Annotated in this window: 21 protein-coding genes; 8 read left to right on the plus strand and 13 right to left on the minus strand. The window is 52.7% G+C overall.

Translation table 11 applies throughout. The annotated features are described in order from the left end of the window. Positions 1 to 88: 88 nt before the first annotated feature. Positions 89 to 397, plus strand: a complete 309-nt coding sequence (locus F556_RS0106125) for a winged helix-turn-helix transcriptional regulator (protein WP_020616033.1) — start codon at positions 89 to 91, stop codon at positions 395 to 397. Between the two features lie 213 nt (positions 398 to 610). After that, complete coding sequence (locus tag F556_RS33360; protein WP_020616034.1) at positions 611 to 1,747, plus strand: acyltransferase; 1,137 nt, start codon at positions 611 to 613, stop codon at positions 1,745 to 1,747. 204 nt (positions 1,748 to 1,951) lie between these two features. Here the strand turns inward: F556_RS33360 and sdhB are convergent, their stop codons facing one another. From sdhB to F556_RS0106145, 3 genes are read right to left on the minus strand one after another with little or no spacing between them, the layout of a single operon-like run. Then, on the minus strand, positions 1,952 to 2,716 hold the full coding sequence (sdhB, locus tag F556_RS0106135; protein ID WP_020616035.1) for a succinate dehydrogenase iron-sulfur subunit: 765 nt from the start codon (positions 2,714 to 2,716) through the stop codon (positions 1,952 to 1,954). Between the two features lie 2 nt (positions 2,717 to 2,718). Then, on the minus strand, positions 2,719 to 4,479 hold the full coding sequence (gene sdhA, locus F556_RS0106140; protein WP_020616036.1) for a succinate dehydrogenase flavoprotein subunit: 1,761 nt from the start codon (positions 4,477 to 4,479) through the stop codon (positions 2,719 to 2,721). Between the two features lie 40 nt (positions 4,480 to 4,519). Beyond that, on the minus strand, positions 4,520 to 5,188 hold the full coding sequence (locus F556_RS0106145; RefSeq protein WP_020616037.1) for a succinate dehydrogenase cytochrome b558 subunit: 669 nt from the start codon (positions 5,186 to 5,188) through the stop codon (positions 4,520 to 4,522). A 256-nt stretch (positions 5,189 to 5,444) separates the two neighbouring features. Here F556_RS0106145 and F556_RS0106150 point away from each other — a divergent pair, with 256 nt between their 5' ends. Together F556_RS0106150 and F556_RS33365 are read left to right on the plus strand one after the other, a co-directional pair. Next, complete coding sequence (locus F556_RS0106150) at positions 5,445 to 6,350, plus strand: LysR family transcriptional regulator (protein ID WP_020616038.1); 906 nt, start codon at positions 5,445 to 5,447, stop codon at positions 6,348 to 6,350. Positions 6,351 to 6,446: 96 nt separating this feature from the next. Then, on the plus strand, positions 6,447 to 8,123 hold the full coding sequence (locus tag F556_RS33365) for a CPBP family intramembrane glutamic endopeptidase (RefSeq protein ID WP_020616039.1): 1,677 nt from the start codon (positions 6,447 to 6,449) through the stop codon (positions 8,121 to 8,123). Here F556_RS33365 and uvrC read toward each other — a convergent pair. Further along, a complete protein-coding gene (gene uvrC, locus F556_RS0106160) occupies positions 8,098 to 9,981 on the minus strand; it encodes an excinuclease ABC subunit UvrC (protein WP_020616040.1) in 1,884 nt (627 codons plus the stop codon). The two genes, F556_RS33365 and uvrC, sit on opposite strands and share 26 nt — an antisense overlap. Positions 9,982 to 10,213: 232 nt before the next feature. Between uvrC and F556_RS37650 the strand changes: the two genes are divergently transcribed. Then, a complete protein-coding gene (locus tag F556_RS37650) occupies positions 10,214 to 10,360 on the plus strand; it encodes a hypothetical protein (RefSeq protein ID WP_020616041.1) in 147 nt (48 codons plus the stop codon). Positions 10,361 to 10,552: 192 nt separating this feature from the next. On the opposite strand, the gene F556_RS0106170 is transcribed toward F556_RS37650, so the two are convergent. The 7 genes from F556_RS0106170 to F556_RS0106200 all read right to left on the minus strand — a co-directional run bounded on the left by F556_RS0106170 (position 10,553) and on the right by F556_RS0106200 (position 16,890). Continuing rightward, positions 10,553 to 10,759: a YezD family protein gene (locus tag F556_RS0106170; protein WP_020616042.1), complete on the minus strand. Its 207-nt coding sequence runs from the start codon at positions 10,757 to 10,759 to the stop codon at positions 10,553 to 10,555. A 22-nt stretch (positions 10,760 to 10,781) separates the two neighbouring features. Beyond that, positions 10,782 to 11,663, minus strand: a complete 882-nt coding sequence (cysW, locus tag F556_RS0106175; protein WP_020616043.1) for a sulfate ABC transporter permease subunit CysW — start codon at positions 11,661 to 11,663, stop codon at positions 10,782 to 10,784. Between the two features lie 9 nt (positions 11,664 to 11,672). Next, complete coding sequence (gene cysT / locus F556_RS0106180) at positions 11,673 to 12,512, minus strand: sulfate ABC transporter permease subunit CysT (RefSeq protein ID WP_020616044.1); 840 nt, start codon at positions 12,510 to 12,512, stop codon at positions 11,673 to 11,675. Between the two features lie 31 nt (positions 12,513 to 12,543). Continuing rightward, entirely contained in the window at positions 12,544 to 13,650 is a 1,107-nt protein-coding gene (locus F556_RS0106185) for a sulfate ABC transporter substrate-binding protein (RefSeq protein ID WP_020616045.1), read from the minus strand. Positions 13,651 to 13,928: 278 nt separating this feature from the next. Then, positions 13,929 to 14,882 (minus strand): primosomal protein DnaI, encoded by a 954-nt coding sequence (dnaI, locus tag F556_RS0106190; RefSeq protein ID WP_020616046.1) that lies wholly within the window; start codon positions 14,880 to 14,882, stop codon positions 13,929 to 13,931. 15 nt (positions 14,883 to 14,897) lie between these two features. Further along, positions 14,898 to 16,415, minus strand: coding sequence for a replication initiation and membrane attachment family protein (locus F556_RS0106195; RefSeq protein ID WP_020616047.1), 1,518 nt, complete (start codon positions 16,413 to 16,415; stop codon positions 14,898 to 14,900). 184 nt (positions 16,416 to 16,599) lie between these two features. Then, positions 16,600 to 16,890 carry a YuiB family protein gene (locus tag F556_RS0106200; protein ID WP_020616048.1) on the minus strand — a complete coding sequence of 97 codons (291 nt, stop codon included), beginning with the start codon at positions 16,888 to 16,890 and terminating at the stop codon, positions 16,600 to 16,602. Between the two features lie 152 nt (positions 16,891 to 17,042). Here F556_RS0106200 and F556_RS0106205 point away from each other — a divergent pair, with 152 nt between their 5' ends. Both F556_RS0106205 and hemQ read left to right on the plus strand, forming a co-directional pair. Next, positions 17,043 to 17,756, plus strand: coding sequence for an endonuclease/exonuclease/phosphatase family protein (locus F556_RS0106205; protein ID WP_020616049.1), 714 nt, complete (start codon positions 17,043 to 17,045; stop codon positions 17,754 to 17,756). A gap of 325 nt (positions 17,757 to 18,081) precedes the next feature. Then, on the plus strand, positions 18,082 to 18,828 hold the full coding sequence (gene hemQ / locus F556_RS0106210) for a hydrogen peroxide-dependent heme synthase (protein ID WP_020616050.1): 747 nt from the start codon (positions 18,082 to 18,084) through the stop codon (positions 18,826 to 18,828). A 54-nt stretch (positions 18,829 to 18,882) separates the two neighbouring features. Here the strand turns inward: hemQ and F556_RS0106215 are convergent, their stop codons facing one another. Together F556_RS0106215 and F556_RS0106220 are read right to left on the minus strand one after the other, a co-directional pair. Beyond that, a complete protein-coding gene (locus F556_RS0106215; protein WP_020616051.1) occupies positions 18,883 to 19,143 on the minus strand; it encodes a hypothetical protein in 261 nt (86 codons plus the stop codon). Then, positions 19,143 to 20,336 (minus strand): NAD(P)/FAD-dependent oxidoreductase, encoded by a 1,194-nt coding sequence (locus tag F556_RS0106220; protein ID WP_026297136.1) that lies wholly within the window; start codon positions 20,334 to 20,336, stop codon positions 19,143 to 19,145. Before F556_RS0106220 ends, F556_RS0106215 begins: the two co-directional genes overlap by 1 nt. 310 nt (positions 20,337 to 20,646) lie before the next feature. On the opposite strand from F556_RS0106220, the gene F556_RS0106225 reads away from it, so the two are divergent. Then, positions 20,647 to 21,645, plus strand: a complete 999-nt coding sequence (locus F556_RS0106225; RefSeq protein WP_020616053.1) for an NAD(P)/FAD-dependent oxidoreductase — start codon at positions 20,647 to 20,649, stop codon at positions 21,643 to 21,645. Positions 21,646 to 21,658: the final 13 nt, after the last annotated feature.

Here is a 21,658-nt window from a genome sequence, read left to right on the forward strand (position 1 = left end):
ATTAAGCAGTTTATTATGTTTTTACAAATTTGCCTTACGTTTTGGGGGCCGGCGTGTTACAATAGTTGTATAAAGTGGGGTGATATCTGTGGACTATTCAAAAATGTGTCCGAAGTATGAATCCGCGGCGGAGATTCTCTGCAAAAAGTGGACGGGTCTTATCATCCGGGTTCTGCTGGACGGGCCCAAACGGTTTAAAGAAATGAAGGAACAGATCCCTGATATGAGTGACAAAATGCTGACGGACCGCATGAAGGAGCTCGAGACCATGGATATCGTGAAGCGGACGGTCTATCCTGAGATGCCGGTCCGCATCGAATATGAATTGACAGACAAAGGACGCGGTCTGGAGCCCGTCATTCAATCCATTCAAGGCTGGGGAGAACATTGGATGTGACCCTCCGCCTCCTGCCATAAGCAAGCCCATGCCCTCGTCAGAGCTGACAGCGGCATGGGCTTTTTACTGTGCCCCGCCCATTAGATTTTGCTCAGCAACCCTGTATCCGACCCTGCGCTTGATAGAAACCCGCCGAATTGGTTTATAAAGAGGAAGGGTACGGATTGATGAACATCAAGAGTACTGATGCTATCGGGAAGGGACGGATGTTGCATGGCAAACGAGGCAAAAGGACGGCCCATCGTAGAAGAATTCAATCTTCTCCGGGCGTTCAGTATCTTAGGCGTGCTTATGGTGCATGCCACCTCAGAAGCGATTGCTATGGTGGAGAAGACCTCCAAGGCCTATCCCGTTTATGTGGCATTGAACACATTTGCCATGTTTTGCGTACCGGCCTTTATATTTTTGACCGGATTTGTGCTGTTCTATAATTATTACCGTAAGCCGATCACAGCATCTATGCTGAGAATATTCTATTCCAAACGGCTGATGCAAATACTGATTCCGTATCTTCTAATTTCGATTCTATTCTTTTTTGTCAGGAAAGCCTTAAATGATGACCTGGCGCCAATAAGTGTGATGATTCCGGACCTGTTAGGCAGGCTTTTGAACGGAACGGCCTATACGCATCTGTATTATATTTTTGTATTGATCCAGTTTTATCTGCTGTTCCCCTTGCTCTTATTCGCTTTGCAGCGCTGGCCGCAGCTGGGGCGCTGGGCGATTGCTGTCGGTTTCGGTGTTCAATGGGCCTTTTATTTCGTCAATAAGGTATGGCTCGATGTCCCATCCAAAGGCAGTGTCTCGCTGGCGTATTTTGCCCCTTTTATGCTGGGGGTATTTGTCGGTATCTACTATGAGCGTATCAAGTCATGGTTTACTCCGTTGGCCAGCTCAGGCTCTCGCACCTTCAGATTGGCTCAGGGCACACTCTGGTTAACCTGGATTATTGCTTCAGTAGGGTATATCTGGCTCTGGTATGCGAATCGCACAGAATGGATGATCGTGAATTCCACCTGGTATGAACTGGGCTACAATATATTTACAATGACCTCGATTCTAGTCCTGACCCAGCTGGCTTATAAGCTGTACAAGTCTGGCCCACAGCTGATGATCAGCAGCCTGCAGCGTCTAGCCGCCTTGTCCTTCGGCATCTATCTGATTCATCCGATGCTATTACTGCTCTACCGAGCGTATCCGCCGAATCAGCTGACGCCAGTGATCTATCATGTCTGGAAAGCCGGAGGCTTTGTCTTCGCGCTGCTGGGATCAGCGATCCTGCTCGTTACTTTATATCGTCTGCTGCCTCCGGTCTGGCTTTTGTTCGGCCCACGGCCCAAGATGAAATAGCTAATCTACCCTGCGATTCAAGCCGGTTGGCCATGTGGCCAACCGGCTTCTTTGGGCGCGACGATTGACAGATGAACAGACAACGATTATATTGTTAATAATGAGAATCATTTTCAAGTAGATGTTCTGGACATACAAACCCTAACAAAAAAGCTCTCTGCAATGTCCTGAGACACCACAGAGAGCCATTGAATATTAAATGACTTACATGCCCAGCCATTTCTTGAACATATGCTTGGTTGTATCTTTATTGAGCGCTGCAATCGACGTTGTCAGCGGAATGCCCTTCGGACATGCGCGTACACAGTTCTGTGAGTTACCGCAGCCCTCGATGCCGCCGTCGCTCATCAATGTCTCCAGTCGCTCGTCCTTGTTCATCTCCCCTGTCGGGTGAGCATTGAACAGCCGGACCTGCGAGAGTGCTGCCGGACCGATGAAGCTGGTACGGTCATTGACATTGGGGCAGGCTTCGAGACATACGCCGCAAGTCATGCACTTGGACAGCTCGTAAGCCCATTGACGCTTGGCTTCGTTCATCCGTGGACCAGGACCCAGATCGTACGTACCGTCGATTGGAATCCACGCCTTAACCCGCTTGAGCGCGCCGAACATCCGCTCACGGTTGACGATCAGGTCACGAACAATCGGGAAGGTCTTCATGGGTGCCAGCTTGATCGGCTGCTCCAGCTTATCGATTAGTGCGGTACACGCCTGTCTTGGTTTGCCATTTACGAGCATGGAGCATGCGCCGCAGACTTCCTCCAGACAGTTGGAGTCCCAGCATACCGGGGAGGTCGACTGGCCACCAGCAGTGGTCGGGTTACGCTGAATCTCCATCAATGCGCTAATGACATTCATATTCGCCCGGTATGGGATTTCGAATGTTTCCGTGTAAGGCTGGGAATCCGGCTTGTCCTGGCGGGTAATCTCCAGTTTAACGGTCTTGTTGGCTACTGCTGCATCCGCCATCGTTATTCTCCTTTCTTCTTCTTGTCCGTAGTATAGTCGCGTTTGCGCGGCGGAATCAGGGAGACGTCGATATCCTCGTAAGAGATATTAGGACCGTCCTGTGTCCACGACGCAATCGTTGTCTTCATGAACTTCTCATCGTCCCGCTCCGTGAACTCTGGCTTGTAGTGCGCGCCGCGGCTTTCATCACGGAGCAATGCACCTTTGGTCATAGCCTCGGAGAGCTCAAGCATGTTCCACAGCTGGCGTGTGAAGGCAACGCCTGCATTGTTCCAGTTGGCTGTATCGTTCATGTTAATCTTGGCGTAACGCTGCTTGAGCTCCTTGATCTTATTGATCGTCTCCTGCAGCTTGTCGTTGTAGCGGACCACTGTCATATTGTTGGTCATCCACTCGCCAAGCTCCTTGTGAAGCACGTACGCATTCTCCGTTCCGTCCATCTTCAGTAGAGAATTGTACTTGTCGGTCTGTTTTTTCTTCTCCCGGTCGAATACCGAAGATGAGATATCCTCCGACGATTTGCTGAGACCACGGATGTACTCGACAGCCTTAGGTCCTGCAACCATGCCGCCGTAGATAGCGGATACGAGCGAGTTGGCTCCGAGACGGTTGGCCCCATGGTATTGATACTCGCACTCGCCGGCAGCGAACAGGCCAGGAATATTGGTCATCTGATTGTAATCGACCCACATGCCGCCCATCGAGTAGTGGACTGCCGGGAAGATTTTCATTGGAATCTTGCGCGGGTCGTCACCCATGAATTTCTCATAGATTTCGATAATGCCGCCGAGCTTCACGTCCAGCTCCTTCGGATCCTTGTGGGAGAGATCCAGGTAGACCATGTTCTCGCCGTTGACACCGAGCTTCATGTCCACGCAGACGCCGAAGATCTCGCGCGTTGCGATATCACGCGGTACCAGGTTGCCATACGCCGGATATTTCTCCTCAAGGAAGTACCAAGGCTTGCCGTCTTTATACGTCCAGATCCGTCCGCCTTCGCCGCGTGCAGATTCAGACATCAGGCGCAGCTTGTCATCGCCTGGGATGGCTGTCGGGTGAATCTGGATAAACTCGCCGTTCGCATAGTTAACGCCTTGCTGATAGACTGCGCTCGCCGCCGTACCGGTATTAATCACCGAGTTGGTCGACTTGCCGAAGATGATACCAGGACCGCCAGTTGCCAGGATAACCGCATCCGCAGACACAGCATGCACTTCCATGGTCCGCAGATCCTGGGCCGATACGCCACGACAGACGCCATCGTCATCAATGACCGCGCCGAGGAATTCCCAATGCTCGTACTTGGTTACCAGACCTGCCGTTTCCCAGCGGCGGACCTGCTCGTCCAGCGCATACAGCAGCTGTTGTCCGGTTGTTGCCCCTGCAAAAGCAGTCCGGTGATATTTGGTACCGCCAAACCGGCGGAAATCAAGCAAGCCTTCTGGTGTCCGGTTGAACATAACGCCCATCCGGTCCATCAGGTGAATAATACCTGGCGCCGCATCGCACATCGCCTTAACGGGCGGTTGATTGGCGAGGAAGTCGCCGCCGTACACTGTATCATCGAAGTGCTCCCAAGTGGAGTCACCTTCACCTTTTGTATTGACTGCGCCGTTGATGCCGCCTTGCGCGCACACCGAGTGAGAACGCTTTACAGGGACGATCGAGAACAGATCGACATGCATCCCAGCTTCAGCAGCCTTGATGGTCGCCATCAAGCCGGCCAGGCCGCCGCCAACGACGATTACTTTATTTTTTGCCATTGTCTATTCGCTCCTTGTCTTCCAGTTAAGCTTGGATTGGTTATACGTGCCGGATGATATCCAGCGCAGCCGCAGCTTCCTTGAACTCATCGCCCCGGAACGCAGCCAGCGACATCATGAACATCGCAGTCACAATGACGAATACGACCATCCATACATAGGAGGAAATGCGCTGTGCCCGCGGGCCCACCGTAATGCCCCAGCTCACAAGGAATGCCCACATGCCGTTGGCAAAGTGGAAAACAGCTGCAATGACGCCAATAGTGTACAGAACGAAGAACACCGTGTTAACGGAAATCAAATGCATGACACCGCCAAGCTCTTCATGGGATACTTCGCCAATGGCTACCTGGAAACGGGTCTGATACACGTGCCAGACGATAAAAATGAACGTAATCACGCCGGTGATGCGCTGCATGGTGAACGCCCAGTTCCGTCCGTACGAGAATTGTCCGGTGTTGCTGTTGGACTGATAAGCAATGTAGAGCCCGTAGATGCCATGGAACAGCAGCGGCAGGAAGATGAACACAAGCTCGACGAGCCAGACCATCGGCAAGCTGTTGATCAAACTAACCGCACTGTTGAAGCGTTCAGGCCCTCCTTCAACAGCCGCAAAATTCGTCAGCATGTGTGAAATGATGAACAAACTAAGTGGAATCACCCCTAGCAAGGAATGAATCCGGCGAGCGTAATACGAATTTCCCTTCATGACATTTGTGTTCTCCTTTCCAGACTGGACGTGCAGATGTTGTACAAACTCGTACATTGGTAAACAACGTCTTTCATTGTACTCCTGACCCCATAAAGCGTCAACAAAAACTCCCACCCCATGACACAACTTAGTCACACTTTCAATGGTACTCCTTTTTCGCTTATAATGGAATTGCTTATTTAGTATAATATCTTATAACCTAGGGTTATATGTATGCGATATCATCATAAGCTGAATAGAGAGGAGTGTTCTTTTGCTTGAACAAATGCACATTTTCGCCACAGTTGTTGAGCAGTCGAGCCTGAATAAGGCCTCGGCTTTGTTGAATGTGTCACAGCCTGCGCTCTCGCGCAAAATTGCCAAGCTGGAGGAGGAACTGGATGTTGAGCTCTTCCGGCGCGTTGGCAAACGGCTGGAGCTGACCAGTGTCGGCCAGCTGACCTATGCGTTCGCCAAGGAGCTGCGTGCGCTGGAGCTGAATTACATGCAGAGCGTTGCCGAATACCGCCACACCGAGCGCCGGCAGTTAACGATCGGCGCTTCACTGACGACGCTGCAGACGACACTGCCCGATTTGATCCAGGTCCTTACCCGTGTAAGCCCCGAGCTGGAGATCAAGGCGGTCACTGGCAAGACGCATGAGATTGTTTCTTTGGTCAGGGACAAACGAGCGGATATGGGATTGGTTGCTTCCATTATAGATGAATCCCATCTGAACTGCGTGCCGCTGTTCGAAGACCAGTTGCAACTGGTGCTGCCCCGGAACTTGCTGGTTACAGATAAATCCGTGCCGGAGATTAGCATCCTGAACGGACTTCCGATGATTCTGTTTTCCAAGGGCACCTGGTATCGCGTGCTGACCGACGAGCTGTTTCAGACCTTCCGCCTCTCACCCGACGTACGGATGGAAATCGACTCGTTTGAAGCGATACTCCGTCTGCTGCACACCTGCCGGGCCGCCACGCTGCTGCCTCAATCGTATCTGCGTGCGCAACTGCTCGAAGATAATGACCTGATGTTACTGCCCATTCGCGAACTGGCCCAGGCCAGACGGACAACGACCCTGATCTATTCTCCGGATGATCAGCAGAACGGCGCTTCAATGCGGCTCTGGCTCGATGAGATCAAAACCCATTTTACCCGCAAAGGCAGTCGCTGACACTCAGCCCCCGCGCAATTGGAATTGTCAGCCATTCCTATGGTAAGGTTATCCTAAGAGAGCAAATTGTCCAAATCCGAACTCAGAGGTGCAAACATGAATTCACTACCGATTGAACCCCCGTGGCGGCGGCTGTTGGTATTCAGCATGATCTGCCTGGCCATCTACCTGCTGCTGCAGATTGTGCCGCAGACTGCGGCTACCTTCTTCAGCTCATCGGCGCCCGAGGTCATGGACAAAGCGGAAGCCGAGCAGAACGCCGTTGCCTTCGTCAGAGAACAGTTCGACGCGGTTGTTGCAGATCCGCATGCGGTCTACCAGACCGACCGGCTGCTAAACGGCTATCTTGCCAAAGAGAAACAGCTCGAAGCTTATCATGAGCAATATGGTGGCAAGTATCCTCCCGATACATATCAGGTGAGCGTTCGTACTCCGCATGAGACGAACTTCAACATGGATACCTACTATTTTGTCTATCTCAACATGGAGACCGGTGAGGTGGTCTCCTGGAACCGTAAAGGCAGTACTCCCGAAGGGGAAATGCAAGTCGGTGTTACGGAGCAAGCGATGGACAACGCCATTGCGTTTGCGGAGACCCAGGGATTCTCCAGGGATGAACTGTCTCCACGCGGCATGGATCGGGAGGGCTTCGCCATCCTCGATGTAAGCGGCAGGACGATTGGAGAAGCAGCCCTGGAGTTGCGGATCCGGACGGTGGAATCCAACTCTGGTGAGTTTGTAACTGTCGGCTACAAGCCTTCCTTTGTCCCCCCGACTGACTACATTACATACGTCCAGGGACAAGACGAGCTTGGCACGATGATGACACTGCTCGGATATCTGGGTCTGACGATCGTGCTGTTCATCCTGTCCATCGTCTACGCGGCCATCTATCGCGGTCACACGTCCTTTGCCAGGGGACTGTTCATGACAGGGTTCTTCCTGGTGTTCTACATTATCAACAATTTAAACATGATGGACGGCGTCCGGGCTGGATTGGGTGAAGAACCTGGGCAAAGCGCTGTTCTGATCTTCGGTATGGCCATTACGATGCTCCTGTCTGTTGCCATGGCCGCCTCGGTTTACTTTGCCCTTGTCGCTGGAGACGGCCTGTGGCGGGAAGCAGGACGCAATCTGTGGCCCCGCTTCGGTGAACCCGGCTATGGTGCCCATGTGTGGCAGAGCATGAAGGTTTCCTATCTGTGGGCATTCATTTTGCTCGGACTGCAAACCCTAATTTTCCTACTGCTGGAGCAAGGGTTCGGCACCTGGACAACGACAGACAGCGCTACCTCGGTCTACAACCTGAGCTGGCCTTGGCTGTATCCGATGCTGGCCTGGTGCGCGGCAATTTCGGAGGAAGCCGTGTACCGGCTGTTCGGCATCGGTCTGCTGCGCAAATGGTTCAAGAACCTGTTTGTCGCATCCCTGATCCCCACCGTCATCTGGGCGCTTGGCCATGTGTCCTATCCGTTCTACCCGGCGACCACTCGGCTGATCGAGCTGACGATTATCGGTTTGCTGTTCAGCTATATTTTCCTGAAATACGGCTTCCTCACTGCCGTCTTCACGCACGCGATCGTCAACAGCATTATGATGGCGCTCATGCTGATATTCCTCGGCGAGCCCGTAAATATTACAGCCGGTATCTTCTACATTGTCTTGCCGGTTCTGGTTGCATGGGTGATGCGTTGGTGGTCAGATACGAGAAGCCCGCGGCATCCAGCAGAAGAAGAGGAACCGCCGGTCACGGTTCCTCCCTCAACGCTGTAAGGATTTGATTCGCCAGCTTTTCCCCAATCGATAGAGGCTTGAAGTCCTGGACTTCAGCCTCTTTTATTTTTTTGAGGGAGCCGAAGTGCTTCAGCAGCTGCTTGCGCCGCTTCTCTCCAATGCCCGGAATAGCATCCAGCCGCGAGGCGACCATCGACTTGGCTCTTGTCTCGCGATGGAAGGTGATAGCGAAGCGATGCACTTCATCCTGAATTCGCTGCAGCAGATAGAATTCCTGACTGTCGCGGGGCAGCGGCACGACCTCTGCAGGATCGCCCACCATCAGCTGCGCCGTCTTATGCTTGGCATCCTTGACCAGACCGCAAACCGGTATATGCAGACCCAACTCATCCTCCAGCACCTCGATGGCTGCGGAGATCTGGCCTTTGCCGCCATCGACGACAATCAGATCGGGCATGGTCAGACCTTCCTTAAGCACCCGCTCATAACGCCGCCGGATGACCTCCCGCATCGTGCCGTAATCGTCCGGACCTTGCACAGAACGGACCTTATACTTGCGGTATTCCTTGCGGTCCGGCTTGCCGTCTGTGAACACGACCATCGCCGATACGGGATCGGTGCCTTGAATATTGGAATTATCGAACGCTTCAATGCGTCTGATCTGCTCCAATCCGATCCACTCTGCCAATCCGGCCGCAGCCTTGACACTGCGCTCCTCATCTCGCTCGATGAGCTTGAACTTCTCCTCGAGCGACATCTGGGCATTTTTCTTGGCCATCTCGACGACCTGCTTCTTTTGCCCCTTGAGGGGGACGATCACTTTTACTTTGAGCCACTTCTGGAGTATGCCGCCTACATCCTCGGCAGCCTGCTCCGCCCCGCTCTCTGCTGCCTCCGCCTCCTCCGGCTGCTCTGGCAGGAAGATTTGCTTCGGAAGTGCAGGGTTGTCGCTGTAGTACTGCGTCACGAAGGTCATAAAATCACTGTACTCTGTCCCATAGTAAGGAAAAGTCGTCGCATGACGCTCAATCAGCTTGCCCTGGCGCATGTAGAGGATCTGCACGCACATCCAGCCCTTGTCTGTGGCATAGCCGAATACATCACGATCGAGGGCATCATTCATCGTAATCTTCTGCTTCTCCATGACGGCCTCAATCGCAGTAATCTGGTCACGGTATTCCTTAGCCCGCTCGAACTCGAGCGCCTCCGCCGCCTCTGCCATTTTCTGCTGCAGCTGTTCCTTGACCACATCCTGGCCGCCGCTTAGAAAACGAGAGATGTCCTGAATCATCTCCTCGTACACGTTAGGCTCTACAGGGTACTCACATGGCGCAATGCATTGCCCCAGATGATAATACAGACATACTTTGTCCGGCAGTGTCTTGCATTTGCGCAGTGGATAGAGCCGGTCCAGCAGTTTCTTGGTTTCCTGCGCGGCGTACGCATTGGGATAAGGACCGAAGTACTTGGCCTTGTCCTTGACGATTCGGCGCGTGACCTCCAGCTTGGGATGCTTCTCATTAGTAATCTTGATGTACGGGAATGACTTGTCATCCTTAAGCAATACGTTGTACCGGGGATGGTACTGCTTGATCAGGTTGCACTCCAGAATGAGTGCCTCCATATTGCTGGAGGTGACAATATATTCGAAATCGCGAATCTCTGAAACCAGCCGCTGTGTCTTGCCGTTGTGGCTGCCATTAAAATACGAGCGTACGCGATTTTTGAGAACTTTGGCTTTTCCGACGTAAATGATCGTGCCTCCGCTGTTCTTCATCAAATAACAGCCGGGCTGGTCAGGCAGAAGCGCCAGCTTGCTGCGGATCAGCTCCGCCGCTTCTTCCCGGGTGCGCTCAGGCACAGAGACATCTATTCGGTTGTCCGGCTTATCGTTCATGCGCTGGCCTTCCTTTCTCTCGTGACACGGTAATGCGAACGTATACTCCTATTGTAGCACAGCCGGGCCCCGCACGGCATCCCGCCTCAATTTTGTCACGAAGCCCGCCTTTACATTTATCCTGGATGTTGGGTATACTATGAGAAAGTGCGTTCTGCTGCACATCGATTGTAAGGATGGACAGCCTGGCTTGCGCCACTGCTTCATCGTCCGTGAGGAGGTCGTAAGAAAAATGGAGAATATCAGAGATCCCAGAGAGCATGTGAACGAGGAACCTCGTCACGATTTTAACGACGTGGCCATGGGTGCCGTAGCTATGGGCGGTTTTATGTTCGTGGTCTTTGCGGTAGCTGTCATCGTCAAATTCATCATTACGTAACAAGGCATCAAGGTGAAACGGCTGTCGCCGCCAGCGGGCGGTGCAGCAAGTTTCATCCTGAACCTGAATATGGCACTCAAGCCCTTCCGCGCGGCGGAGGGGCTTTTTTGTATCCAGCTATCCACACAAAACGACTGCTCCCCTCCAATCTAGAGGGAAGCAGTCGTCGTCGTAACCATAACTTAAGATGGTTCAAGATTTGTTCGCTGCACTTGTGTTGGTAGCGGCAGTCTGCGCCTGGGCGGTATTATGATTGTCAAACCGCTTGCGCTCGGTGCGCTCGATCTGGACGATTCGGCCGTCATGCACCGTAATCAGCACTGAGCCGTATTCCAGCCCGCTCACCTGACCCAGTATTCTCTCCTGCCACACTTCATCAATCTCCAATGGTTTTGCCATGCTGATCTCCTCCATCCTGTAGCTAATGCGCTTCTTTGGCGGTTTCCCGGTGGGATTTCCATTCGATGAATGATTTCATAATTAACGTGAATACGGCCAGCAGCACCAGCAGCGATGCCACCGCAAACGACGCGGAAAACTGATACTCGTTATACAAAATTTCAACATGCAAGGGCAGCGTATTCGTCTGTCCGCGGATATGACCGGAGACGACCGAGACAGCGCCGAACTCCCCCATCGCCCTTGCATTACACAAAATCATGCCATAGAGCAGTCCCCATTTGATATTCGGCAGCGTGACGCGCCAGAATATCTGCCAGCCCTTCGCGCCGAGCGTCACGGCCGCTTCTTCCTCATGCGGTCCCTGCGCCTGCATCAAGGGAATCAACTCCCTGGCGACAAACGGAAAGGTGACAAATGCGGTCGCCAGGACGATGCCTGGCAGGGCAAAGATAATCTGAATGTTACGGTCATCCAGCCAGGGGCCGAAGAAGCCCTGAGCGCCGAACAACAAGACGAAGATCAGACCGGCAATGACCGGCGATACGGCAAAGGGCAGATCGATCAGCGTCACGAGAAACTGCTTGCCGCGGAACCGGAATTTACTGATTGCCCAGGCCGCCGCGATACCGAACAAGGTATTGATCGGCACCGAAATGACGGCAGCCAGCAGAGTCAATCGAAGCGCAGAGAGCGCATCCGACTCCGTAATCGAAGCCACATAGACATCGACTCCCCGCTTGAAGGCCTCTATGAAGATGGAGACAAGCGGCAGAGCAACAATCAAGAGCATAAAGAGTAAAGCAAGACCGATCAACAGCCACTGCACCCATCTTGGTTCATTGCGGTGTCTGGGACGCAGCTCTGGATCACGCGATAAATGTGCGGTAACTACTCCAGCCATGGCAGCCTCCTATTCCGCAATGACGCGGCGGCCTGCCCGCCACTGCAAGTAGTTGATCAGTAACAACAGCAGAAAAGACAGCACGAGCATGACAGCAGCGATTGCCGTTGCGCCCATATAGTCATACTGCTCCAGCTTGGTCATAATGAGCAATGGTGCAATCTCTGTCTTCATCGGCATATTCCCGGAGATGAAGACGACTGAGCCATACTCCCCGATCCCCCGTGCAAAGGCCATTGCGAAGCCTGTCAAGAGCGGCGGAATCAGTTCCGGCAGAATTACGGAGCGGAACGTACGGGCCCGGTAAGCGCCGAGCATGGCCGCTGCTTCCTCGGTATCCTTCTCCAGATCCTGAAGGACTGGTTGGACGGTACGCACGACAAACGGCAAGCCGATGAAGATGAGTGCAATCGTAATCCCGATCGGCGAGAATGCAACCTTGATGCCGAGCGGCTCCAGGAACTTACCGATCCAGCCGTTAGGTGCGTAGATAGCTGTCAGGGCAATACCCGCCACAGCAGTTGGCAGCGCAAACGGCAGATCTACCAGACTGTCAACCAGCCGCTTGCCGGGGAACTGGTAGCGAACCAGTACCCAAGCGACAAGCAAACCGAAGACGAGATTGACCAATGCTGCAAAAAAAGCCGTTAAGAAACTGATTTTGTAGGAAGCAAGTACCCGGGGAGCGGTGACCGTCTCCCAGAACTCGCCCCAGGACAGACCCGAGGTCTTGATAAACACCGCGGAGAGCGGTATGAGTACCAAGAGCCCCAGATAGAAAATCGTGAAGCCCATCGATAATCCAAACCCTGGCAGCACACGACGAGACTTTCGTTTGGAACCTTTCATGTGAAGTCAGCTCCTTTGTATGCCCTCATGCTTAGGAGCCCGGGATATAGATTTTGTCAAACGTGCCGCCGTCACTGAAGTGCTTCTCTTGCGCAGTCTGCCAGCCGCCAAAATCATCGTTGATTGTCAGCAATTCGATTTGCTCATACTGGTCTTTGTACTTCTCTGCAATTGCCGGCAGGGTTGGACGGTAGTAGTGCTTGCCTGCAATATCCTGACCTTCCTCTGTGTACAGATACTGCAGATAAGCTTCAGCCACTTCGCGTGTACCACGGTCATCTACAACCTTGTCTACGATGGCTACAGGCGGCTCAGCCAGAATGCTGAGCGATGGCGTAACAATTTCGAACTCTCCTTCGCCGAATTCATCCAGCGAGAGCAGAGCTTCATTCTCCCAAGCGAGCAGCACATCACCGATTTTGCGCTCAACGAAAGTGGTCGTGGATCCGCGCGCACCGGAGTCCAGTACCGGCACATTTTTGAACAGCGCACTTACGAATTCTTCGGCTTTGGCTTCATCATTGTTGTTGTGCTTCAGGGCATAACCCCAAGCTGCGAGATAGTTCCAGCGAGCGCCGCCGGATGTTTTCGGATTGGGCGTGATGACTTCAACGTCCGGCTTAATGAGGTCATCCCAGTCTTTGATCCCCTTCGGGTTGCCTGAACGGACCAGAAACACGATGGTGGATGTATATGGCGAGCTATTGTTCTCAAATTGTGACTGCCAGTCCGGCTCAATCAGGCCGGGTTCAGTAATCGCATCAATATCATAGCCCAGAGCGAGTGTTACCACGTCAGCCTTGAGACCGTCAATGACCGAACGGCCCTGCTTGCCGGAGCCGCCATGCGACTGATTGATGGTAACAGTTTGACCAGTTTCCTCTTTCCAGTGCTTCGCAAATGCTTCGTTAAATTCAACGTATAATTCCCGGGTTGGATCGTAGGATACATTCAAGAGTTCAACAGGCTTCGGCGGATCTGTCTTCGCTTCTCCATTATTTGGAGTCGTAGTTGTCTCTGTATTGCCGCCGCTAGTTCCTCCTGTTTCTGTGTTTCCTCCACCGCCGCCGCAGGCTGATACGACCAGTACAACAGCGAGCAAGAGCAGTGTCAAACGAGCAGAAATCATGGTTTTCATTGTAAAAACACCCCTTAGCGTTTTTAACAGATCCTGTCTCATTTCTACTCCGGCGGTCCGGTGGCAAGAAATTATTCCAATCTGTTTAGTTGGTAATGGATGAATAATACCAGTGACTGGTCGTCTTTGTCAATAAAATTTATAGCTATGATCAAAAAAAATAATTGCTTCAGACAGCAAAAAGGCTTTGTCCTCCGTTTCGTATGCAACGTGAGACAAAGCCTTATTAGGTGTTTTACTTAAGGACGTAATCTTCTATCGCCCATCAGATGCTGCTGTTACCGGCCGCGCTTGTTCTCGCCGGCCACCACGACGAGCTCTACAAACGGCCGAATCCGGTCCATCAGACGCTGCCCCTTGTGCAGCTCATCCCCATCCTTGCTCGTAAAGCTGAAATGCCTCTCCAGGACGTCCAGATTCTGATTGGAGGTATAGAACGTCGGCTTGCGGTTCATCCGATAGTTCAATATCGTCCCCAACACATGATCCCTAACCCAAGGACTCAAATTCTCGGCGCCGATGTCATCGAAAACCAACAGATCGGTCTGCTTCATCATTTCGACCGTTTCCTTGATCCGCTGCGGCTCATTGAACATGGATTTCAAGTCCTCGACAAACTCGGGTACGTACACGATGACACCCGAGAATCCTGTCTTGGCCAGCTCATGCAGCATATAACACATCAAGAACGTTTTCCCAGTACCGAATTTACCCGCCAGATACAAGCCTTTGGGCTGGAGTCCTGATTCCTTGGTCTGATCAATATAACGCATAATCTGGCCGACAGCTTTGATTCGCTCGGCATCCTTGCGCATGATTTCATCAGCAGAATAGCCTTGCTCCAACGCCCGATCGTCCACATAGAAGCTGCGCACCCGGCTGCGGATACGGCTCTCCGTCTCCCGAGCCAGCTGCAGCTTGCACGGGACCTTGCGGTCATTCAGCTGCGGCTGTCCCGATGGACTCTCCACATCCAGCAGCGTGTAGTGTCCCTCAAAATCATTGGGGCAGTTGTCCAGCCCCGGACAGTTGCTGCAATTGCGGTGTTCCTTGACGTATTGGTATACACGGTTCAGATTGAGTTTGACAAGCGAATCATCGAGCTCGGGATGCTGCATTCTGAGCCGCTTAATCAGCGGTTCAGCCATGAGCTCGTTCAATAGCTCGTCCGCCTTCTTCGTCATCTGTCTTCCACCCGGCCATTGCTTCAAAACCTGACTTAACGATTCCACTTGTCCTTTCCTCCTTTATCCCTTGCCATCCAGTTTGCGCGCAAGCTGTCGCAGCTCCTCCAGCTCTTCTTCGCTGATATCGGCCTTCTCGCCGCTATCATCAATAATCGGCAGCTCCGGCTTGCGGCGACCGCCATTCCAGCCTGTGTTCCGCCGGCTGGCCGCTCCCGCAGGATTGTCTCGTTTGCGCTGCTCCTGTTGTTCGGTCTGCACATCCTTGGCATCCTGCTCCCTGACATAGCTGACGGCCTTCTCGAAGGTGTCCACTTGCTTGAGCAGCATGTTGGAGGCAACAGCGTCAATAAATGATTTGTTCACCCGCTTGTTGTCGGCCTGGCCCAAAACATAGTGGATAAGTACGTTAATGACCGGCCCGGGAAGCCGGTAATTCAGATCGATTCGCTCGAACACCCGATCCATCCATTCTGGTACCGCTCCCGGGAAGAAGCGCTGCAGGAAACGCGTGTGGGGCTCATTGCGCATCAGCATGTTATACTGCGCGATATCGCAGCGCCCGGTCAGCTGAGCCGGTACATCCAGCCGATGATTAGAGTCTACGCCGTGCTCGTCGGGCAGCTCCTCCTCCTCCTGCTCGGATGATGTCGTGCCCGTTGTCATTCGGGCAAGAACACGCTGCCTGTGCCCCTCCCGTTTGCGTTCCTGGCGGTATGTGCGGTTGGCACGCAGCTGCAGTTCGTCCTCCAGCAGCTCACCCCGAACGGTGAAGATCCCATCCTCATCCAGCAGACGACACAAATCGACAACTTTAAGACTGTATTTATAAGCGATATAGTTCAATGTAGCCATACCTTCGGTATCGCTCCGGAGCTTCTCCACATACGGCCGGTTGGCCGAATGTCTCGGGAACCGCATGATGATCTCACCGTATTGAATGCCTGCCGTCTCCGCCGCAGCACGGGCAACCGGCGCCCTTGCCGGAGCAATCTCGGTCAGTGCCTGCTCCAGCTCATGATCAATTGCCGCCGTCCCCAACTCGAAGAGCTCATAGAACGGCACAGACAGATTCTCCTTGGCCGGCTCCGCCTGAGCCAGCTCGTCCGGCTCCGGTGCAAAAAACTGCTCGCGCAAATGAATAACCGTGTACTTGCCCACTTGATCGCGCAGATACATCGTCAGGTGCTGATTGCGAAAAAACTCCAGCGGAGATTGCGGTGGCAGCAGCTCATATTCATAGATAACATCTTCCCCGTCGGGCACAATAAGACGCGAGCTCTGCAGAAGCCCTACCGCTTCCAGCCGGGACGCCTGGTCCGCCAGCTGGCGCCGGCCGGCATCATTCATCTCCAGACCGAGTCCAAGGAACAGCCTGCGCTGCGGCTCCAGTCCCGAATATCCGACACGATCCGACTCTACCTGATAATACAGCAGTTGATATAAACCAGCCGCCACAGCGCCAATCATTGGTTGATAGATAAGCTGCAGCATTTTCAAATCGATCCCGCTCAGCGAAAAATCCCGATACATATAAAATCGATGATGCTCGGTAAATTGATGTATATTCCTGATGCGCATTGCATCTACCCCATCCGTCCTATAGACTTAGATAAATATGGCCGTCCGGGGACGGCTGTTTTGTTGGTGCGATTCGAGAGATCCCAATACGTTCGTTCTGTCCGTATCTCTAGTGTATCACAAGCGATAACGGTTCACCTGTTAGAATTTAAAAATCCTCCTTGCGGAGGATTCTGGCTTGCTACTAATAATACATCTTATAGCCGCTCTTGCGGAGCAGCTTGATCGCCCAACCGCTGACGATAGCTCCGATCAATGCCGCGACGGCCGGCAAAACATCCACATAGGTGTATGCGGTAATATTGTCTTGCCACGACAGATTGGAACTCCACGTATAATAGATCCCGAGCGGCAGAAGCACCAGGATAAACAGATAGATCGGAAACCAGGTTGTCTTCATCAGCATGTTCAGGATGAAGCCGATTCCGAACATCATGACAAAAAACAACAGCATCGCAATAATAACCTGCAGCACAGCATGTAGCCCCCTTCTGACTTCATCCACTATGGCCAACGCACATGCGGACCTCTTCTATGTTAGTTTAGGGTAAGGGGCAATTGAAGTCAATGAAGCAGATGTGAACAACGTATGGAGAAGGTGACCTTTTCATTTTGGAACTTACATTAATGATCTACAACATTCATCATGGCCGGGCGATGAACGGCACGATTAACCTGGACCGAATCGCGGCTCTCATCCACCGCCACCAGCCGGACATAGTCGGCTTTAATGAAGTCGACCGCTTTTTCTCCCGCCGCAGCAAATTCGAGGACCAGTTCGCCTGGCTCAGCCAGACGCTCGGGATGGAAGGCGCCTTTGGCGCATCGATTGTCCGTCGCAGGCAGGAGCAGGTACGCGAATACGGCAATGCCCTGTTATCACGGTTTCCCATCATTCAGCATACCAACCATGGGCTCAAAGCCCGCGCACTCACCATCAGTGAGCCTCGCTCCGTGCTGGAGGCGGATCTCGCCATCGCCCCGGACAAGCAGCTCAAGGTGTTCGTTACCCACCTGAGCATCGTCCACCTGATGCAGCGCGTCCAGGTCGATCTCTTGGCCAGGCGGATCGCTGAGGCGTCTACCCCGTCCGTGCTCATGGGAGACATGAACATGCCCTCTGGCGGCAGCCTGTGGCGCAAACTGATGGCCAAGGCTAGCGATGTCTGCATCAGCCAGCCGCAGAGCACCTATCCGACCTTCCCGTCGATTCGGCCGGTCACACAAAAAGACTATATCTTTGTGTCTCCGTCGATCGAAACGATTGAGGTAGCAGCCGTCTCCACTGACCCTTCCGCCTCTGACCATCTGCCGCTACTGGCCACCATACGGCTATCGTAGCGTCAGCGCCCAGAGACTTGTCACAAGCTTGCCATTTGCCACCATTCCTGCTTGTACGCTACAATTACCCCATAAGAGCATATTACCAGGCTGCCCTCAAAAAGAAAGCCTACAGTCACGGATCGATCTTCCGATCGCTGTTGTCCCCAGATTTCTTGATTGTTAACCGCTCTAGCGGTTGAAATCCGGGGACAAAGGCGAACGCTTCGCAGCTTATGCTTCCGAAGTCGCTTTCTTCCAGAAAGCGTTGACCAGATTCGATTCCGTGCCTCTCCGGCACTTTTGAGGCCAGGCTGAAAATAAGTAAATAAAGGAGACTGAAATCATGAGTGAAGTAGCACAAACCCTGGAAGGCTGGTATGCCCTCCATGATTTTCGCCGTATCGACTGGACGGCCTGGAAAGAAGCCGCACCAGAAGCAAGACGCCGCGCCGAGGATGAACTCCACAGCCTGATCGGAGAATGGAGCGCTTTGGAAGAGAACCGTGCTGGCAGTACCGCGGTGTATGCGATCGTCGGCCAAAAAGCCGATCTTGTCTTCGTTCATCTGCGGGAGACGCTGGAGGAGCTGCAGCAGCTCGAAACAGCCTTCAATAAAACCGAACTGGCCCGCTTCACCATTCCTGCTTATTCTTACGTAAGCGTCGTGGAGCTCAGCAACTATATGACTCAACCGGGCTCAGACCCGATGGCCAACCCTGAGGTCGTTGCCCGTCTGAAACCAATTATGCCGAAGGCCAAGCACATCTGCTTCTACCCGATGAACAAACGCCGCGAGGGCAATGACAACTGGTACATGCTCAGCATGGACGATCGCCGCACGATGATGCGCAGCCATGGAATGATTGGCCGCCAATATGCTGGCAAGGTCAAGCAGATCATTACCGGCTCAGTCGGGTTTGATGATTGGGAATGGGGCGTGACGCTGTTCGCCGACGATGCCCTGCAATTCAAGAAGCTGGTGTACGAAATGCGCTTTGACGAAGTCAGCGCCCGCTATGGCGACTTTGGCGATTTCTACGTCGGCAATCTGCTGACCACAGACGGCATTCGCACGATGCTGAGCGTCTAATCGCATAACAAAAGGATGTCCCTGCCGCTTGACGGCTCGGGACATCCTTTTTTTTCAGCTCTCTTCGCTATCTTCCAGCGCTTGACGCTCCTTGGCGGCCAGGTATTCCTGGGTCGCCCGGTCGCGGTCTCTGCCTTTTTCCTTGAGACGCTCGATGCCTGGCTGAACGAGCAGATCGACTTCCTTCTGCACCGTATAGACCAGATCGTAGCGGCTCTGGGATTCCAGGAAGGAGCCGACTTCCATTAATGCATTGTAGCGGTCCAGTTCATCCCTTGTCAGCAATCCTCGGACTTGTACGCTGCAATGACGCATTAGAAAAATTTACCTTTGCGCAGGACGAGCGGAATACCGCCGATAATAAACAGGTAGCGGATATCGATGGCTTTTTTAAGCCATGCAGCTACACGTCCTTTATATTTTTTGCCGAAGGCGATACCGATGGCTTCGCCTTTGCCGAGTGAAGCAACAACGCCCTTGTTGTTGAACTCGAAGCCTTTGAGCGGCTGGTTACGGATGGCTGCTACAAGGTTATGCGCGCACACTACGCCTTGCTGCATGGCGATTTGTGCAGTTGGCGGGTATGGGCGGCCTTCCGGATTGAACATCAGGGAGTTATCGCCCACGATGTAGATATTCTCATGGCCCGGAGCACGCAGATGCTCGTCAACCTTGACGCGTCCGCGCATGGTTTCGAAGCCAGCTTCCTCAATGAGACGGTTACCGCGGATGCCGCCTGTCCAGATGACCGTTTGCGAACGAATCTCTTCGCCTTCGCCAACAATAACGCCTTCTGGGGAGCACTCTTTGATAGCCGTGCCAATGCGGAAGGTTACACCTTTGCGAGAGAGCACTTCCATAGCGTACTCAACCAGCTCTGGGTCAAAGCCCGGCAGTGCGGTAGGCGCCGCTTCAATATTGTAGATTTTGACGATCGCCGGATCTACGTCAAACTGCTTGCACAGCTCGGGTACGCGGTCAGCCAGCTCGCCGATGAACTCGATACCTGTAAAGCCCGCACCACCGACGATAAATGTCAGGTAGTCGGTACGATGAGGCTCGCGCTTGTAGCGTGCGAATTGATACTCAATATGCTCGCGGATCAAGCGAACAGAGTTGATACTGCGGATATTCATCGCATGCTCGCCAAGACCTGGAATGCCAAAGGTTTCAGGCTCGCCGCCTACACCGATAACAAGATAGTCATAGGAAAGCGTGCCGTCTTCGAGAATAACCTTTTTATCTTGCGGACGGATTTGTACGACAGTCGATTTCACAAAATCGATTTTGAACTCATCGATCAGCTTGGAGATGCTGACGCGAGCATTCTCCGGATTGTCCGTACCTGCGGCCGGCATATGAAGATGCGTTGTGATGTAGTGGTAATCATGCTTGTTTACCAGCGTCACGTCGGCCTCATTGTAGTTTAATTCTTTTTGCAGGCGCAGTGCAGTCAAAATCCCGCCGTAGCCCGCTCCCAGAATGACGATTTTCGGTATGTTGCTCATTTTGTTAATCCCTTCCATTCCTCTTTTATCTTGTTCACACTTTGTGAAAAATTACACAAACTTGGTTAAACGAGAAAGTAATGCATCTTGTGTTCCTTTAGTTTGTGTCTTGCCGTCCTTCCTTATGACAAGGTCCAGGGCGCGGCAATCGTCCCGTTCCGACATACACATTGAAATAATATCGGCTTTTCGATAAAAGTTCAAGCACAAATTATACGAAAAACTTTAGAACAATATACAAATCTGTTTTTTTTTCGAATAAAAGCGTATGATGGTAGTGAGACAGATATAATTTTTGGAGGTGCCTACTGTGACAAGTCAGAAGGAAAACAACGCGGTGGATATTATTATCATCGGCGGGGGACCTGCGGGGATGTTCGCAGCGTTCTATGCAGGCATGCGTCAAGCATCCGTTCGCATTCTGGAGAGCATGCCCCAGCTTGGCGGCCAATTGGCTGCACTGTACCCCGAGAAATACATCTATGATGTGGCCGGATTCCCCAAGGTGACGGCGCAAGAGCTGGTCAATCTGCTGAAGCGGCAGATGGATCATTTTCAGCCGGAAGTTTGCCTGGAAGAAAAAGTGCTGCAGGTTGTCAAAAAAGAAGAACGTCTCTTCGAAATTACAACGAACAAGGGGACGCATACAGCAAAAGCAGTCATTATTACTGGCGGCGTAGGCGCCTTCGAACCGCGGCGGCTGGATCTCCCGGAAGCAGCACAGTTCGAGAAAACCAATTTGTACTACTTTGTTAATGACTTGCATCAGTTCAAAGGTCAAAAGGTGCTAATCAGCGGCGGCGGTGACTCTGCTGTTGACTGGGCTCTTATGCTGGAGCCGATTGCCGAGCAGGTGACGCTCGTGCATCGACGCGACAAGTTCAGAGCACATGAGCATAGCGTTGAAAACTTGATGAACTCCAAGGTACAGATCATGACCCCATACGAGATCACTAAGCTGCATGGCGATGAACGGATTCAAGTTGTTACCCTGGAGCATATCAAAACCAAGGAAGTGACTACACTGGATGTTGACGCAGTGATCGTCAATTTTGGTTTCGTGTCCTCACTGGGTCCTATCGCTGAATGGGGCATTACGATTGAAGGCGGCTCCATCGTGGTTGACTCCCGGATGGAAACCAATATTCCGGGTCTGTTCGCGGCAGGCGACATTACAACATATCCAGGCAAACTCAAGCTGATTGCGGTTGGTTTCGGTGAGGCCCCAACAGCTATTAATAATGCCAAGGTGTATATCGATCCAAATGCAAAATTGTCTCCAGGCCACAGCAGTAACATGAAAATGTAGTTAAAAGCCCTCA

The sequence above is a fragment of the Paenibacillus daejeonensis DSM 15491 genome, from assembly GCF_000378385.1.
GTDB lineage: Bacteria > Bacillota > Bacilli > Paenibacillales > Paenibacillaceae > Paenibacillus_D > Paenibacillus_D daejeonensis.